Origin of the sequence: Nocardia sp. SYP-A9097 (assembly GCF_009649815.1) — a bacterium.
Lineage (GTDB): Bacteria > Actinomycetota > Actinomycetes > Mycobacteriales > Mycobacteriaceae > Nocardia.
Genome location: NZ_WJIC01000004.1, coordinates 14,730 through 29,425 on the forward strand (window position 1 = coordinate 14,730; position 14,696 = coordinate 29,425).

At 64.9% G+C, this 14,696-nt stretch carries 17 protein-coding genes; 6 read left to right on the top strand and 11 right to left on the bottom strand.

Features of this window, described 5'->3' with window-relative positions:
• Positions 1-126 precede the first annotated feature (126 nt).
• Positions 127-1,635, bottom strand: a complete 1,509-nt coding sequence (locus GFY24_RS10165; protein ID WP_153804784.1) for an aldehyde dehydrogenase family protein — start codon at positions 1,633-1,635, stop codon at positions 127-129.
• A gap of 91 nt (positions 1,636-1,726) precedes the next feature.
• Between GFY24_RS10165 and GFY24_RS10170 the strand changes: the two genes are divergently transcribed.
• Positions 1,727-2,494 (top strand): SOS response-associated peptidase, encoded by a 768-nt coding sequence (locus tag GFY24_RS10170; protein ID WP_153804785.1) that lies wholly within the window; start codon positions 1,727-1,729, stop codon positions 2,492-2,494.
• A 63-nt stretch (positions 2,495-2,557) separates the two neighbouring features.
• Here GFY24_RS10170 and GFY24_RS10175 read toward each other — a convergent pair whose 3' ends face one another.
• The 4 genes from GFY24_RS10175 to ybaK all read right to left on the bottom strand — a co-directional run bounded on the left by GFY24_RS10175 (position 2,558) and on the right by ybaK (position 5,857).
• Entirely contained in the window at positions 2,558-2,848 is a 291-nt protein-coding gene (locus GFY24_RS10175; RefSeq protein ID WP_153804786.1) for a hypothetical protein, read from the bottom strand.
• Between the two features lie 148 nt (positions 2,849-2,996).
• Positions 2,997-4,625 (bottom strand): MDR family MFS transporter, encoded by a 1,629-nt coding sequence (locus GFY24_RS10180; RefSeq protein WP_153805146.1) that lies wholly within the window; start codon positions 4,623-4,625, stop codon positions 2,997-2,999.
• 56 nt (positions 4,626-4,681) lie between these two features.
• Positions 4,682-5,233, bottom strand: a complete 552-nt coding sequence (locus GFY24_RS10185; RefSeq protein WP_309230690.1) for a MarR family transcriptional regulator — start codon at positions 5,231-5,233, stop codon at positions 4,682-4,684.
• Positions 5,234-5,362: 129 nt separating this feature from the next.
• Positions 5,363-5,857, bottom strand: a complete 495-nt coding sequence (ybaK, locus tag GFY24_RS10190) for a Cys-tRNA(Pro) deacylase (protein ID WP_153804788.1) — start codon at positions 5,855-5,857, stop codon at positions 5,363-5,365.
• 259 nt (positions 5,858-6,116) lie between these two features.
• Between ybaK and GFY24_RS10195 the strand changes: the two genes are divergently transcribed.
• Complete coding sequence (locus GFY24_RS10195; protein WP_194852838.1) at positions 6,117-6,920, top strand: sigma-70 family RNA polymerase sigma factor; 804 nt, start codon at positions 6,117-6,119, stop codon at positions 6,918-6,920.
• A gap of 8 nt (positions 6,921-6,928) precedes the next feature.
• The gene (gene rsrA / locus GFY24_RS10200; RefSeq protein ID WP_153805148.1) at positions 6,929-7,192 is read left to right on the top strand and encodes a mycothiol system anti-sigma-R factor; all 264 of its coding nucleotides are present in this window, start codon (positions 6,929-6,931) and stop codon (positions 7,190-7,192) included.
• A 225-nt stretch (positions 7,193-7,417) separates the two neighbouring features.
• Here the strand turns inward: rsrA and GFY24_RS43630 are convergent, their stop codons facing one another.
• Entirely contained in the window at positions 7,418-7,492 is a 75-nt protein-coding gene (locus tag GFY24_RS43630) for a 50S ribosomal protein bL37 (RefSeq protein ID WP_153805149.1), read from the bottom strand.
• A 90-nt stretch (positions 7,493-7,582) separates the two neighbouring features.
• Between GFY24_RS43630 and GFY24_RS10210 the strand changes: the two genes are divergently transcribed.
• Positions 7,583-7,804, top strand: a complete 222-nt coding sequence (locus GFY24_RS10210) for a biotin/lipoyl-binding carrier protein (RefSeq protein ID WP_153804789.1) — start codon at positions 7,583-7,585, stop codon at positions 7,802-7,804.
• Positions 7,805-7,978: 174 nt separating this feature from the next.
• Positions 7,979-9,493, top strand: coding sequence for a sensor histidine kinase (locus GFY24_RS10215; protein WP_153804790.1), 1,515 nt, complete (start codon positions 7,979-7,981; stop codon positions 9,491-9,493).
• 296 nt (positions 9,494-9,789) lie between these two features.
• On the opposite strand, the gene GFY24_RS10220 is transcribed toward GFY24_RS10215, so the two are convergent.
• Positions 9,790-10,044: a WhiB family transcriptional regulator gene (locus tag GFY24_RS10220; protein ID WP_011211115.1), complete on the bottom strand. Its 255-nt coding sequence runs from the start codon at positions 10,042-10,044 to the stop codon at positions 9,790-9,792.
• 258 nt (positions 10,045-10,302) lie between these two features.
• Positions 10,303-11,241, bottom strand: a complete 939-nt coding sequence (locus GFY24_RS10225) for a diacylglycerol kinase family protein (RefSeq protein ID WP_309230691.1) — start codon at positions 11,239-11,241, stop codon at positions 10,303-10,305.
• Positions 11,242-11,486: 245 nt separating this feature from the next.
• On the opposite strand from GFY24_RS10225, the gene GFY24_RS10230 reads away from it, so the two are divergent.
• A complete protein-coding gene (locus GFY24_RS10230; protein WP_228566206.1) occupies positions 11,487-11,816 on the top strand; it encodes a hypothetical protein in 330 nt (109 codons plus the stop codon).
• An 84-nt stretch (positions 11,817-11,900) separates the two neighbouring features.
• On the opposite strand, the gene GFY24_RS10235 is transcribed toward GFY24_RS10230, so the two are convergent.
• The 3 genes from GFY24_RS10235 to GFY24_RS10245 all read right to left on the bottom strand — a co-directional run bounded on the left by GFY24_RS10235 (position 11,901) and on the right by GFY24_RS10245 (position 14,328).
• Complete coding sequence (locus GFY24_RS10235) at positions 11,901-12,386, bottom strand: GNAT family N-acetyltransferase (protein ID WP_153804791.1); 486 nt, start codon at positions 12,384-12,386, stop codon at positions 11,901-11,903.
• Positions 12,383-12,991, bottom strand: coding sequence for an acid phosphatase (locus GFY24_RS10240; RefSeq protein WP_375336029.1), 609 nt, complete (start codon positions 12,989-12,991; stop codon positions 12,383-12,385). Before GFY24_RS10240 ends, GFY24_RS10235 begins: the two co-directional genes overlap by 4 nt.
• Before the next feature lie 113 nt (positions 12,992-13,104).
• Positions 13,105-14,328, bottom strand: a complete 1,224-nt coding sequence (locus GFY24_RS10245) for a hypothetical protein (RefSeq protein WP_228566177.1) — start codon at positions 14,326-14,328, stop codon at positions 13,105-13,107.
• Positions 14,329-14,696 lie beyond the last annotated feature (368 nt).

Sequence of the window (14,696 nt, forward strand, 5' to 3'; positions counted from 1 at the left end):
GGCTGGAAATGTGTGATTTTCCCGGCTTCCGGCCCGTTCGGAGCCCTGATGGCGCCTCCGGGTGATCCTGCACCGGAGACGCGGAATGCCGGTCCCCCGAGGAACCGGCATTCGCAAGCGCCGAATCTACTTGGCGCGGCCGTGCAGGAACGGCACGATCTTGCGCAGCAGCTTCATGGTGGTGTCGGTGCGCGAGTACGACAGCAGCGCCATGCCCGGAATCGTGAAGCGCTGAACCGCGATCGAATGCGGCCGCGAGAACTCCAGCAGGCCGGGCGCGCCGTGGATGCGGCCGATACCGGAGTCGCCGACGCCGCCGAACGGCAGTCCGGAGATGGCCGCGTAGCTGAGCACCGAATTCACCGATGTGCAGCCGACATTCAGCCGGCGCGCGATTTCGAGGCCGTGCTTGGCCGAGTAGACGGCCGATCCGAGCCCGTACTTGCTGCGATTGGTCAGCTCGACCGCTTCGTCGATCCCGTTCACCGTGCGAATGGTGACGGTCGGCCCGAAGGTCTCCTCACACACCGCATCCGAGGATTCGTCGGTGTCGACCAGGATGACCGGTTCGATGAAAGGCCCCTTGATGGATTCGGGCCCGCCGAGCACGGCCTTGCCGCCGTTCTTGATGGCGTCCTCGATATGCCGTCGCACGATATCGATCTGGCTGGGCATGGTCATCGGCCCGTACGACGCCTTGGCATCCGACCCCGGCTTGATATCGGTGAGAATCCGCTTGACCTCGGCAATGAACGGTTCGGCGATCGACTTGTCGACATACACCCGCTCCACGCCCGCGCAGGTCTGCCCCGAATTGGCGGTCGCGCCCCAGGCCACGGCGTCGGCGGCGGCCTTGATATCGGCGTCGGCGGCCACGATCACCGCGTCCTTCCCGCCGCACTCCAGCAGGATCGGGGTGAGCGAGTCGGCGGCCGAGGCCATGATCTTCTTACCGGTCGCGGTGGACCCGGTGAAGGCCAGCTTGTTCACGCCCGCGCGCACCAGAGCCGCACCGGTGGCACCGAATCCGTTGACGGTGGCGAAAACGCCGTCCGGCAGTTCGGGATTCGCCTCGGCGAACGCCGCGGCCACGAAATTGCCTATGCCCGTGGAGAATTCGCTCGGCTTGAACACCACGGCATTACCGGCGGCGAGCGCGTAGGCAATGGAACCATTGGGTGTGTAGACCGGATAGTTCCACGGCCCGATGATGCCCACGACACCCAGCGGCCGCTGCTCCAGATGCGCCGCGAAATTGGCCATGAGCGCGCCGGGTGCGATCTTCTTGGGCTTGAGCACCTTCTCGGCATTCGAAGCCGCCCATTTGATGTGTTCCAGCGCGAGCATGAGCTCGAGGTAAGCATCGTCCAGGGGCTTGCCGTTCTCGGCGTGGATGAGCGCGCAGAGTTCATCGGATTCGGCGACCAGTTTGCTGCTCCAGCGCAGCAGGTGCCGCTTGCGCTCGGCGTAGGTCAATGCGCCCCAGGTGGCGGCGGCTATGCGGGCTTCGGCGACCGCGGCGTGCACCGCGGCCTCGTCATCGATGCGGTAGGTGGCGAGCACCTCGCCGGTGGCGGGGTTGACGGAGGTCAGCATGGCGTCCGGATCGATCGAGGCGGTGTCGGTAGCAGACATGGGACGAACGTCTCACACGTCACAAGTGAAGTCAATCGCCATCACATGACGTTGCGGGTGTTTGTCGGTGCTCGGTGGCAGCATGGTCGACATGTGCGGCAGATACGCGACAACGACGAATCCCGCCAAACTTGCTGTCGAACTCGATGCCATCGACGAGACCGCCGAGACGGGTTTCAACCCCAATTACAACGTGGCACCCACCAATCAGGTGCTCACCGTGGTGGAGCGGCACGACCGCGACCACCCCGGGGACCCGGCGACGCTACGCCTGCGCGCCATGCGCTGGGGCCTGCTCCCGCCCTGGACCAAGGCGGCCGAACCCGGCATCCCGGCCAAGGGCAAACCCCTTTTCAATGCCCGTGCCGACAAGGCCGCCACCACAGCGTCTTTCCGTGATGCGGTGAAGAAGCGTCGCTGTCTGGTCCCCATGGACGGCTGGTACGAGTGGGTCACCGAGCCCGGCGCGACCGGAAAGGCCGTCAAACAGCCATTTTTCATGTCCAGGGCCGACGGTGGCCGCCTCTACATGGCGGGCCTATGGTCCGTCTGGCGCGACCGCAGCCTCGGCGACGCGGCCAAACCCCTGCTCTCCTGCACCATCCTGACCACCGACGCGGTCGGTGATCTCACCAAGGTGCACGACCGCATGCCCCTACCCATGCCCCGCGAGCACTGGGACGCTTGGCTGGACCCCGATCACCCCGCCCCCGAGGAACTCCTGGAAACCCCAGGCACAGAAGTGGTTTCGGACATTGTCATCCGCCCGGTGCCCTCGCTGGTGAACAGCGTCCGCAACAACGGGCCCGAGCTATTGGCGAAAGCGGACGAACAAGCCGGTCAGATCAGCCTGATCTGACCGGCGTTCTCGAACGGCTCCTGGGGGTTCGGGGGCGAAGCCCCTGAGAGTTACGAGAGTTTGTTATAAGTCGCATTTCACTGAGGGCAACGCGATATTCAGCACGCACTTGACCACACCGGTGTAAAGGTCGATGACCTTGGTTGTCACGCTGCCACCGAGTTTGATTGCCTTCTCCGGCTTTTCGTCCTTCTGTTGCTGGCCGGGTGCGCTCGGGTCGGTAGCGAGCGGATAGTTGGGGTTGACGGGTGCGGCAGACGCCGTCGCCACTGTCAGCGGGCCGGATGCCAATGCCAGCAGCAGCGCGCCGGAAACGGCCACTACACCGGCGCGAAAACGCTGGTTTGGGGACATAACCACATCACATCCTCGGGTCGAAACGAACCTGGCGAGATGGGAAACGCACACACAAGTAACGCACACATCCGGCCGCTTCCCGTGGAATACGACCGGATGTGTGCGTGTCACTGCTGGCCATTTGCCCAGCTGGAGCGTTCGCGGACTAGCCGATGGCCGCCACGTCGGTCTCTTCGACCTTCTCCGCCCGGGCCTGGATGCCGCCCGCCATGCGCAGCGGCACTTCCTTCCAGAACAGCACCAGGATCAGCGCGATGAGCGCGACCGCGGACGCCGCCAGGAACACCGTGTCCATGGCATTGGCGAAGCCGACCTTGAACGGATGCGCCAGTGTCGGATTCAGCTGCTGGATGACCGAGCTGTCGTCGAGCACCTTGGCCGCGGCCGAATGATCGCCGGTGGCAAGACCATTGGTCAGTGCGGCCTCGGCCGGGTTGGTGCTGTGCATGCCCTCCGCGACCGCGGTCTTGAACTCCTGCGTGGTGGCCGCAGACTGCAGTTCGGTGCTGATATTGGGCCCGACCTGCGAGAACATAATCGACAGGAAGACCGCCACACCGAGCGTGCCGCCGATCTGCCGGAAGAAGGTCGCGGCCGCGGTGGAGACGCCCATGTCCTGCGGCGGCAGCGCGTTCTGGATGGCCAGGGTCAGCGGCTGCATCAGATTGCCGAGGCCGAGGCCGACCACGAGCATGAACAGCATGGCCACGTAGAGCGGTGTGTCCGCGCCGATGAAGTGCAGCAGGAACAGGCCCAGCACCAGCAGACCCGCGCCCAGCGGCGGGAAGATCTTGTACCGCCCGGTACGGGAGATGGTTTGACCGGCGAAGATCGAGGCCACCATCATGCCGACCACCAGCGGCAGCATCTGCATACCGGCGAGGGTCGGGCTGGACCCGCGCACCACCTGCAGGTACTGCGGCAGCAGTGTCATACCGCCGAACATGGCCGAACCGACCACGATCGAAATGGCAACGCCGAGTGCGAAAGTGGAGTTCTTGAACATACGCAGTGGAATCAGCGCGGCGTCACCGAGTTTGGCCTGTACCGCCACGAATCCGATCAGGCCGAGCGCGCCGACCACGTAGCAGATGATGGAGTTCGTGCTGCTCCATCCCCAGATGCGGCCCTGTTCGGCGACGACCAGCAACGGCACCAGTCCGACGGCCATGGTGAGTACGCCGAACCAGTCGACGGTCGCCTTGGATCGCTCCACCTTGGGCAGCTTCAGGACTCGCGAGACGACGGCCAGGGCGATGATGCCCAGCGGTACGTTCACCAGGAACACCCAGCGCCAGCCGGTGATGCCCAGGATGGTGTCCTGTCCGGAGATGATGCCGCCGAGTACCGGCCCGGCCACGCTGGAGGTGCCGAACACGGCCAGGAAGTAACCCTGGTAGCGCGCCCGCTCACGCGGCCCGACCATATCGCCGAGGATGGTCAGCGCCAGCGACATCAGACCGCCCGCGCCCAGACCTTGGAAGGCACGGAAGGCGGCCAGCTCGTACATGGAGGTGGCGAAGGCACACAGCAGCGATCCGGCCACGAAGATCGTGATGGCCGCGAGGTAGAACGGCTTGCGGCCGTACATATCCGAGAGCTTGCCGTACAGCGGGGTGGAGAGGGTGGCGGTGATCAGGTACGCCGTGGTCACCCACGCCTGCATCGAATAACCCTGCAGGTCATCGGCGATGGTGCGGATGGAGGTGGACACGATGGTCTGGTCGAGTGCGCCCAGCAGCATGCCGAGCAGCAGGCCGCTGAGTACGACCATGATCTGTTTGTGTGTGAAGCCCGCGGGCGACGCGGTCTCCTGGTCGGCTGTTGTGGTCACGAATTACCTTCTGCGGAATCGATTTTCGGAAGAATTTTGTTGCCGGCCTTGGCGGAGAGGGCGGCGAATTTGGTGCTGCGCGTGTGCTCGTAGCCGTCGACGAACTTGGTGAGCAGGCCCACGAAGGTGTCCTGTTCGCCGGGTGTCCAGTCGGTCATGATCTCGGTCAGTGCCTCATTGCGGCGTACTCGGATCTCAGCGGCCACGGTCCGGCCTTCGGCGGTCACCGCGAGTACGCTGACCCGGCCGTCGGCGGGATCGGCGCGGCGTTCGATGAGGCCGCGTTTGACCAGATTCGCGGCCTGCCTGCTGATGGTCGAGGCGTCGGAGTAGAGGGCCTCGGCCAATGCTCCGGAGCGCATGGGCCCGTCGTGGATGAGCCTGAACAGGATGGCGAATGCGGCGGGTTCGACTTCGCCGTTGGTGGCGGCGGCGATCTGCGCGTTGGTGCGATCGCGCAGGCGGCTGAGTCGAATGATCTGGTTGGCGACGGCGTCGGCGATGTCATCGGTGACGGGGCAGCCGGGTTGCGCGGGGTCATCAGCCACATCGCACCTCCTTGCATCGGGCAACTGCTTGCGCTAATCAACTAGTTGTACTGAGCAAGTATGTGGAGATAGTTGTCTCTTGGCAAGTTTTTTCCGGCACGGTGTCTCAGCTCACCCTGGAAACGGGGTTCAACCCGCCGCGACCGGCGCGGTGACAGCGTCCGTGAGCCGCACCAGATCGGCGGGCGCGAGCTCGATCTCCAGCCCGCGCTTACCCGCACTGCACAGCACCCGATCGAAATCCAGCGCCGATTCGTCGATCACGGTGGGCAGCCGCTTCTTCTGCCCCAATGGCGAAATCCCGCCCAGCACATAGCCTGTCGTGCGCTCGGCCTTCGCCTTGTCCGCCATCGTGGCCTTCCCGCCACCCAGTGCCCCGGCCGCCGCCTTGAGTGAGAGCTTCGCCGGAACCGGCAGCACCGCCACCGCCAGCCCACCCGAGCCGAGCTCGATCACCAGCGTCTTGAAGATCTGCCTCGCGACCAATCCCAGCTCTTCGGCGAGCGCGTCCACCGCCTCCGCACCATACGAATCACTGCGCGGGTCATGCGAATACGCGTGCACCCGGTGCTCCACCTTCGCCTGCACCAGTGCCTTGATCGCCGGAGTTGAAGCAGAAGCCATGGTCGCCACCCTATTTGGGCCGGGGACCTGGACGCGAATGCTTTTGGGGTTCGGGGCGGAGCCCCCGGGACCTAGCGTCAGCGCCCCTTCTTTCCGCTCTCGGGAACATGCCGATCTATCGGCCTGTTGCACGCCATACGCGTCACGCGAAAGCCGAAAGCTCGCAGTGCGCGAGGTAATCATCACGAAGGAGGAATCGGTGACCGTTCTGGTCGAAGAACGCCCGGTGCGGATGCTGATGCACATCCCCGCTGATGCCATGGGCATCCCAGCGGACGTCGCTCGCCCTGCCGGTTTCCCGGCGCTCGCCCCGCTCGCGGTAGATTCAACTGCTACGGCGATCGAAGGGAACAGCGTGACGAGCGACGACGATAAGGTCGGTCGCCTGCCCGATGACGACTCGCAAACTGACGAGGCCATCGACGGCGGCGACACCAACGACGGCGAAACCCGTGTCCGCAGCACGGAAACCACCGAGGAACTGAGCCGCCGATTCGAGCGCGACGCACTGCCGCTGCTCGATCAGCTGTACGGCGCGGCCCTGCGCATGACCCGCAACCCGGCCGATGCCGAGGATCTGGTCCAGGAGACCTTCGCCAAGGCGTACCAGGGCTTCCGCTCCTTCCGCGAGGGCACCAACCTGCGCGCATGGCTGTACCGCATCCTCACCAATACCTACATCAACTCGTATCGGAAGAAGCAGCGCCAGCCCGCGCAGTATCCGACGGACGAGATCACCGACTGGCAGCTCGCCGCCACCGCCGAACACACCTCGCAGGGTTTGCGCTCCGCCGAGATGGAGGCTTTGGAGGCGCTACCGGACGATGAGATCAAGCGCGCTCTACAGGAACTTCCCGAGGAATTCCGGATGGCGGTCTACTACGCCGACGTGGAGGGCTTCCCCTACAAGGAAATCGCCGAGATCATGGGAACCCCCATCGGCACTGTCATGTCCCGCCTGCACCGAGGCCGTAAGCAGCTCAAGGGCCTGCTCGCGGATGTGGCGCGCGAGCGCGGATTCAACCGGTCGGGCAATGACGCGCGTCAGGAGGTCACCCAGTGAGCGACGAGATGGATATGGACTGCACGGCGGTACTCGCCGACGTCTGGCTGCTCCTGGACAACGAGTGCGACGAGACCATCAAGGCTCGGCTGCGGGAGCACATCAACCGCTGCTCGCCGTGCATCGAGGCCTACGGCCTCGAGGAGAAGCTCAAGTCGCTACTGAACCGCAAGTGCGGCGGTGAACGCGCCCCCGACTCCCTGCGCGCCCGCCTCACCATGGAGATCCGGACAACTTTCACTCAGGTCGAGACGAGCATCGAACCGCAATAGACAACTCGCGTCTTCGGGCGGGACAACTGATTTCGCGAGCTTCGGGGTAACTCCTGGGGTACCCCCAAAATCGGTGTCCCGCCCCGCCCGCACCACGCGTCCCCAGCGGCCAACGGCTCCCAGGCCGTGCGCTGAAGTCGCGGAGAGGCGGGACAGAAATAGCATGAGCGGCACACTTCGTCGAGAAGTGATGCCGCTCAGTGCATTTCGAGCTAGAAAACCAGCTCAGGCGTTTGGCCTCTTGCCGTGATTGGCTGCGTTCTTCTTGCGGCCACGCTTCTTACGTCCACGCTTACCCATAGGTAGTCTCCCTTCTGATTGAAGACCATTCTTTCACGTGTGGTTGGCTGTACCTTCATCGGATCGGGCCAAAGCGAACCAAGGGGCAACATGGCTGAGGAAGTACTCGCGGAGATGGTGTCCACCGTCTACCAGATCGTCGCCAGTGTTGGCGATCAGGTGAAGGAGGGCGACACCCTGGTGATCCTCGAGTCGATGAAGATGGAGATCCCGGTCGTGGCCGAGGCCGAGGGCACCGTGGCATCCATCAACGTCAAGCCCGGCGATGTAATCCAGAAGGACGACCTGATCGCGGTCATCAACTCTGCCTAATTTGCCCTCCGCTTCGCTCCGGGCGGGTTCGCGGCCCTGAGAGTCCGGAACCTTCGCTCCCTCCGCTCCTCCGCTTCGCTCCCCGCTCCACTCAGTCCAGAACCCGGACGGGCCGCGAACCTTTGTAGGCGTGGGAAGATACCCGTGTTGTGGGGATCTGAGGAGCGTGGGTGAATGTCGACACTGAGCGATCTACTGGCTGAGCACACCGATCTACCGGGTGCGGCAGTCGATCATCTGCAGCGGGTGGTGGGGGACTGGCAGCTGCTGGCGGACCTGTCGTTCGCCGATCTGCATCTGTGGGTGGGCACCGGGCCGATAGCCGATGGCGCGGATGTGGTGTGCGTTGCGCAGTGCCGCCCCACCACCGCGCCCACCGTGCATCCGGAGGATCTGGTCGGTTCGCTGGCGACCAAAGAGGCGTATCCGCAGATCTTCGAGGCGCTACTGACCGGCGATATCGTCCGCGTGGATACCGATTCCGAGGTGGCGGGCGTCTACCACCCGCATCCGGTGCACGCGATTCGCGAGGCGATTCCGGTGCGCGTCGGCGACGATGTGATCGCCATTCTCGGCCGCGATACCGATGTGCAGCGCCGAAAGATGCGCTCCAGCTTGGAGATCGCGTACATGGCGTGCGCGGACGATCTCTGCCAGATGGTCGCGGACGGCACCTTCCCCGCGCTGGAGGATCGCACCGGAGCGCACTCCAGTCCGCGCGCCGGTGACGGTTTCATCCGTCTCGATACCGACGGCATCGTGGTGTACGCCAGCCCGAACGCGCTCTCGGCCTATCACCGCATGGGTTTGCAGAACGATTTGGTCGGACAGGATCTGGCATTGACCACCCGTTCACTCATCACCGATCCGTTCGACGCGCAGGAAGTCGTCGGTGATATCCAAGCCGCGCTGGCCGGAAAGGCCGGGCGCAGAATGGAAGTCGAGGCGCGCGGCGCGACCGTGCTCTTGCGCACATTGGTGCTGCGCCCGGGTGGTGAACTCGCCGGCGCGGCCGTACTGGTGCGCGATGTCACCGAGGTGAAGCGCCGCGATCGCGCTCTGCTGTCCAAGGACGCGACCATTCGCGAGATCCACCATCGGGTGAAGAACAACCTGCAAACGGTTGCTGCCCTGTTGCGGTTGCAGGCTCGTCGCACCGAGAACGAAGAGGCCAGATTGGCTCTCACGGAATCGGTTCGACGCGTCACCTCCATTGCCTCTGTGCACGAAATGCTCTCGATGTCGGTGGACGAGGAGGTCGATCTCGATGAGGTCGTGGATCGCCTCTTGCCGATAATGGCCGATGTCGCTACGGTGCACACCGCTCGCATAAAGGTCCGTCGCGCAGGCTCTTTGGGCGTCTTCTCCGCCGAACGCGCGACCCCGCTGGTCATGGTTCTCACCGAATTGGTCCAGAACGCAATTGAACACGCCTTCGACGCCGGCGAAAACGGAACCGTCACCATCCGCTCCGAGCGCTCCGCCCGCTGGCTCGATGTGATCATCAGCGATGACGGCCGCGGCCTCCCCGACGGCTTCAGCCTGGAAGCCTCCGACCGCCTCGGCCTGCAAATCGTCCGAACCCTGGTAACCGCCGAATTGGGCGGCTCCATCGGCCTGCACCCGGGCGCGGACATAGGAACAGATGCCGTCCTTCGCGTCCCCCTGGGCCGCCGTTCAGCCCGCTAGAAACCTGCACACCCGCGCCATTCCAAGAGGGTCTCACCATTCCTGGTGAGGCCCTCTCGCAATTTCCGCATAAGCAAATCCCGCTCAACGGAATTTGTTCTTGCAGGGCTCGCGCATTCGAACCGGGGTTCGGCGGCGTGGCCCGCGAGTTGCGTTTGGGGGTTCGGGGCGAAGCCCCCGAGAGTTACGAGAGTTGTCCTGAACACACTGAAGCCCGGCACCTTTGTGGTGCCGGGCTGAATTGCGCTACGGCCGTAAAGCCTGCGGCCTTAGCGCTATACGTCGTCTACGTGCTGTTAGACGACGGTGCGAGTACGTGTGCGAGCGTTGCGACGCTTCAGCGCACGACGTTCGTCTTCGCTCATCCCACCCCACACGCCTGCATCCTGGCCGGACTTCAGGGCCCAGGACAGGCAATCGGCGGTGACCGGGCAGCGAGCGCAGACCAGCTTGGCATCGGCAATCTGCGCGAGCGCGGGACCACTGTTACCCACCGGGAAGAACAGCTCGGGGTCCTCGTCGCGACAGATGGCCTTGTGGCGCCAGTCCATTCCTCTGCTCCTTTGCTAGGGCGAGCGCATGGCTCTGCCCCTCGGGTTTGTGGTCCGTTCACTTGTGCGACTCGAATGTTTCCGCACGGTTGCTTGTGAATGCTTTCACGAACACCGTAGATGTCAATAGATACCTGGTGCACCGTGGGGAAGCCCACACTGTAAGACCCCTACTATGCGGGCCTGCCGCACCATTTCTACTCGGTCGAGCGGGTTTTCGCAGCGCAACCGCAAGGTTTCTCTCGTGTGTCCCGCCGGTCAGGGCTTCGGCGCGACCACATCGAGGATATCCGGTGCGGCTGTGAAATTCACCATGTTGCGCCGGCCAATGAAGTCACCATCGATTTGCAGTCCGATCGGCTCGGCGGCCTCGACGCGCACCGACGGGACGTCGTCTTCGCGAAACAATTTGTGTCCCTTGGGATTTCCGTCGCTCGCCAGCAACTGGCGGGCAATCAGCAGGGTGGGTACGAGGCCCATGGTGCGCATGGCAAACACTCCGAGACCGGATTCGAACGCGGTCCCGGGGTTGGTACGCACGGGCGTGTTGTCGAGGTACGTCCACGGACTGGTGTTGGTCACGAATGCGTAATGGACATCTGTGACCGGTTCGTGACCCGGAATCTCCAAGCGCACCTGGGGAAGACTGCGCGCGGCCTTGAAGAACTGCTTCACCGTGGTGCGCAGATACCGTGCGGGAGTAGCGGCTTTGCCGTTCGCGCGCTTGCTGTCGATCGCCTCGCACACATCGGCGTCGAGGCCGACGCCCGCGCTGAAGCAGAACCAGCGGTCCTCGGCCAGGCCGAGCCCGATACGCCGATCCCCTTCCGCCGCCAGCAGATCGATCAATTGATTGGTGGCGGTCACCGGATCCTGTTCGATACCGAGTGAGCGCGCGAACACATTCGCCGAACCGCCGGGAATCACGCCGAGCCGCGGCAGCCATTCGCGCTGCGGTTCGTGCGGTAGCGGCAGGAAGCCGTTGACGGTCTCGTTCACGGTGCCGTCGCCGCCGTGCACCACGATCAGATCCATCCGGGTGTCCGCGGCCCAGCGCGCGAGTTCGGCCGCGTGTCCGCGATGTTCGGTGTGTGCGACCGTCAGCTGTGTGCGGCTCTCCAATGCGTGGGCGAGCAGATCGCGCGTGGCCGGGGTGGTGGAGGTGGCATTGGGGTTCACGATCAGCAGCGTCCGCACCCTAGGCAGCCTACTGAGGTCCGGGTCATGCGTCCGCTTCGAGTCGCGAGTACGGGAGTTGTTGTGGCGGGCCGCGATCGGAATCACACCGTGCGGGCGGCCGCGCGAGCATCCACGACGCACGGTCGTAGGCTGGGCGGGTGGCTGAGCAGAACTCCGGCGAGAACAAGGCGAGCGCGAGCGAAGTCGTGCCGAATACGGTGCGCGGGGCGGGTGCGCTGGTGACCCTCGAGGGTGCGCTGGGCATGGTGGCTGTGATCGTGCTGCTGGTGACTGGCCTGACCGGTTCCGCGCAGAGCGCCAAGAACAGCTATCTCACCGCCGGTTACGGGGTGATCGTGGGTGGCGCGGTGCTCGCGGCGGGTATCGGCCTGCTGCGCGGGCGGCGCTGGGGCCGGGCAATCGCGGTGATCACGCAGCTGCTGTTGCTCGGGGTGGCCTGGTACATGGTCACCTCGGATCGCTGGGATCTGGCGGTGCCGTTCGGGGCGGTTTCGCTCGGTGCTCTGGTGTTGCTGTTCGCCCCGGCCTCCAATCGATGGATGGCGGCCGGGTACGACACGTCGCCGGAGTAGGTGTTGTCAGCCGGGTATTGAACCCGGCTGATTGCCTCGTAGAGCGCTTTTGGACGGCTGACCTACCCCTGATTCCGGATCGGGTCAGTCGTCGGCGTGCGCGGCCAATCGGGTGAGCGCGCCACCTGCCAGGCGGTAGTCGGTCCATTCGTCCTGTGCCACAGCGCCGATGGACCGGTAGAAGTTGATGGACGGTTCGTTCCAGTCCAGCACCGACCAGTCGACGCGCGCGTACCCCTGCTCGACGGCCTCGCGGGCCAGTGCCGCGAGCAGATCCCGGCCGAGGCCCAGGCCCCGTGTCTCCGGCTTGACGTACAGGTCCTCGAGATAGATCCCGTGCACGCCGGTCCAGGTGCTGTAGTTCAGGAACCAGATGGCGCAACCGACCACACCCATTTCGCCGGGGCCCTCGGCCACGTGCGCGAAGACCGCCGGATGCTCGGCGAAGAGCGCGGATTCGAGCTGCTCCTCGGTGAGCGTGCACTCGTCGCGCAGTTTCTCGTATTCGGCGAGGTCGTAGACGAGTCCCACCAGGGCCGGGATATCGGCGGGTGTGGCGCGGCGAATCATCGATCAGTCCCTTCGAGCTGCTGAACCAGGTTGTGCGCGAGCACGGTTCGAGCCTGGTAGTCGTACCCGAGCACGGTAGTGGCGGCGGTGGACAGGAAGAACCGCCGCCCCTCGACCACCTCGAACTCGGCCCAGCGGGCGATCAGGACGCGGGAGAAGTGGCCGTGCCCGACCAGCACCACATCGCGGGTCGAGAGTTCGGGAATGACCGTTGCGAGAACGTGATCGGCGCGTTTGCGTACCTGTGCGGCGGTTTCGCCTTCGGGAGTGAAGCTGGTCCAGATGGTCCACTCGGGTGCCATCTGCTGGATTTCCAGGGTGGTGAGTCCCTCGTATTCGCCGTAATCCCATTCGACCAGATCGTCGTCGATATGAACGCCGGTCAATCCGGCCAATTCGGCGGTGCGCAGGGCACGCCTGCGGGGACTGCTGAATACCAGTGGATCGCGCAGGCCGAGCCCGGCCAGCAATTTCCCGGCGGCGAGGGCCTGCTCCTCCCCGGCGGGTGTCAGCGGAATATCGGTGCGCCCGGTATGGCGGCGCGCGGCCGACCACTCCGTCTCACCGTGTCGAAGCAATATCAGCCGATTTTCGGGTGCGGACACGTACTCGATCATGCCCGACAATCCTCGCGACTCGGTCCGCGGCGCAGGAAAATGCTCCGGTGGCGGGCGGAACCGTTTCGAGCAGGCCGCGACGGCGGGGGAGCGGTTTCGGGCTAGTTCGCAGCGAGGGCGTAGAGCTTGCCGCCGCGCAATTCCAGGACTGTGCCGCCGACGGCCGCGAGTGAAATCGGCTCATTGTGATAGTCGCTGCGCTGCACTGTGATTCGGCCGGTTGCCGCCCCGGTGATCGGGTCCAGCGCCCGCAGACCGTCGGGGGAGGGGACCAATAGCTGACCGGACATCAGGGTGGGGGTGCCGAGTACGTTCCCGGCGACCCACATGACGTCGAAGGTGGTGGCGTTCAAGGCAATCAGGGTGTCACCGGTGAACACGAACCACTCCGAGCTCAAATGGCTGACGAGGGCGGTGTCCGGCAGCGGAGCCGGAAGCTGGTGAATCGCAACGGTATTGCCGGAGATATCGTAGACCGCTAATTGTGGTGGGCTGGTACCCATTCCGGGCAGATAGAGCGTGATTCGACTGTCCGACACCGCGATTACCCGCGCGCTCTCGGACGCGCCGCCCGATTCGTTGAGTACATGCGTGCTGTACTCCTCGGGTGTGGTGCCGTCCTTGGGGGCCGGATTCAGCACGGTGAGTCGGTCGGCGGTGTCCTTGGGGCAGCGTTCCAGCACCGCGATCCGGCTGGGGGCCGAGGCCGCCGAGAGCAGCCGGCAGTCGCTGCGCGGCTGGGTGTGCGGGTTCACCGGGGCGTCGACCCTGCCGTACTCCAGGGTGCGCACCAGATCCGAACGCCATACTTCGAGGCGGTCCGGGCCCTGCGCGAGGGTGTAGGTGCCGTCCACCGACAGTTCGACGGTGTCGTCCATATAGCTGGAGCGGGCGGTGATGCGGCCACCGGTCTCGGCATTGAGCAGTGTGGTCTGACTGCAGCCGCGCTGATCCCGGTAGGTGGCGATGACGGTGCCGAACTGGGATTCGACACCGCACAGCGGAATATCCCGCTCGTACTTCCACACCTGTTCGCCGGTGCGCGGATCGCGTCCGGTGACGGTGCCGCTGTACGCGGTGACCGCGACCCCGCCGACCGTGATCGCCCGGGCGCTTGCCGCGTCGGGCGAATTCCACACCTCACGCAGGGTGGCGGGTAATTGTTCCGGAGTCGGTGGCGCGGAGAGCGTCTGGTCCGTGGTCACCGATTCGGTACCCCGGGCATCGCTGGTCCAAAAAACCACCGCTGTCGCGATCACCAGTAAAACGGCGATCGCGACAGCGGTGAGAAGATCGGCGCGCGTTCGCCGCTCGGGTGCGAGCACGACAGCGAGAGTAGCCGATTCCGTCCGTTACGCCGAGGCGGCGACCTTCCGGGTCCGCTTCTTGGCGGCGGACTTCGGAGCCTCGACCTCGACAACCTCGACTTCGGCGACCTTGGTCTTGCCGGCCTTGGTAGCGCGCTTGGCCTTCTTGACCGGCTCGGCCGGAACCTCAACCGCCGCAGCACTCTTGGCAGCGCTCTTACGAGTGGTCTTTGCCGGTTCGGCGACCTTGGTGGCCTTCTTCCGCGCCGGAGCCGTGACCGGTTCGGCGACCTCGGCGACCTCGGCTACGGCCTTCGCCGCACGCTTGCGAGTGCTCGTCACCAGTTCGGCGACCACTTCGGCGACGACCGCCTTGGTGGTGCGCT

Coding starts and splice junctions, on each gene's coding strand:
- GFY24_RS10165 (WP_153804784.1), bottom strand. CDS start 1,635: ATGTCTGCTACCGACACCGCCTCGATCGATCCGGACGCCATGCTGACC.
- GFY24_RS10170 (WP_153804785.1), top strand. CDS start 1,727: ATGTGCGGCAGATACGCGACAACGACGAATCCCGCCAAACTTGCTGTC.
- GFY24_RS10175 (WP_153804786.1), bottom strand. CDS start 2,848: ATGTCCCCAAACCAGCGTTTTCGCGCCGGTGTAGTGGCCGTTTCCGGC.
- GFY24_RS10180 (WP_153805146.1), bottom strand. CDS start 4,625: ATGGTCGTACTCAGCGGCCTGCTGCTCGGCATGCTGCTGGGCGCACTC.
- ybaK (WP_153804788.1), bottom strand. CDS start 5,857: ATGGCTTCTGCTTCAACTCCGGCGATCAAGGCACTGGTGCAGGCGAAG.
- GFY24_RS10195 (WP_194852838.1), top strand. CDS start 6,117: ATGGGCATCCCAGCGGACGTCGCTCGCCCTGCCGGTTTCCCGGCGCTC.
- rsrA (WP_153805148.1), top strand. CDS start 6,929: ATGGATATGGACTGCACGGCGGTACTCGCCGACGTCTGGCTGCTCCTG.
- GFY24_RS10210 (WP_153804789.1), top strand. CDS start 7,583: ATGGCTGAGGAAGTACTCGCGGAGATGGTGTCCACCGTCTACCAGATC.
- GFY24_RS10215 (WP_153804790.1), top strand. CDS start 7,979: ATGTCGACACTGAGCGATCTACTGGCTGAGCACACCGATCTACCGGGT.
- GFY24_RS10220 (WP_011211115.1), bottom strand. CDS start 10,044: ATGGACTGGCGCCACAAGGCCATCTGTCGCGACGAGGACCCCGAGCTG.
- GFY24_RS10230 (WP_228566206.1), top strand. CDS start 11,487: ATGGTGGCTGTGATCGTGCTGCTGGTGACTGGCCTGACCGGTTCCGCG.
- GFY24_RS10235 (WP_153804791.1), bottom strand. CDS start 12,386: ATGATTCGCCGCGCCACACCCGCCGATATCCCGGCCCTGGTGGGACTC.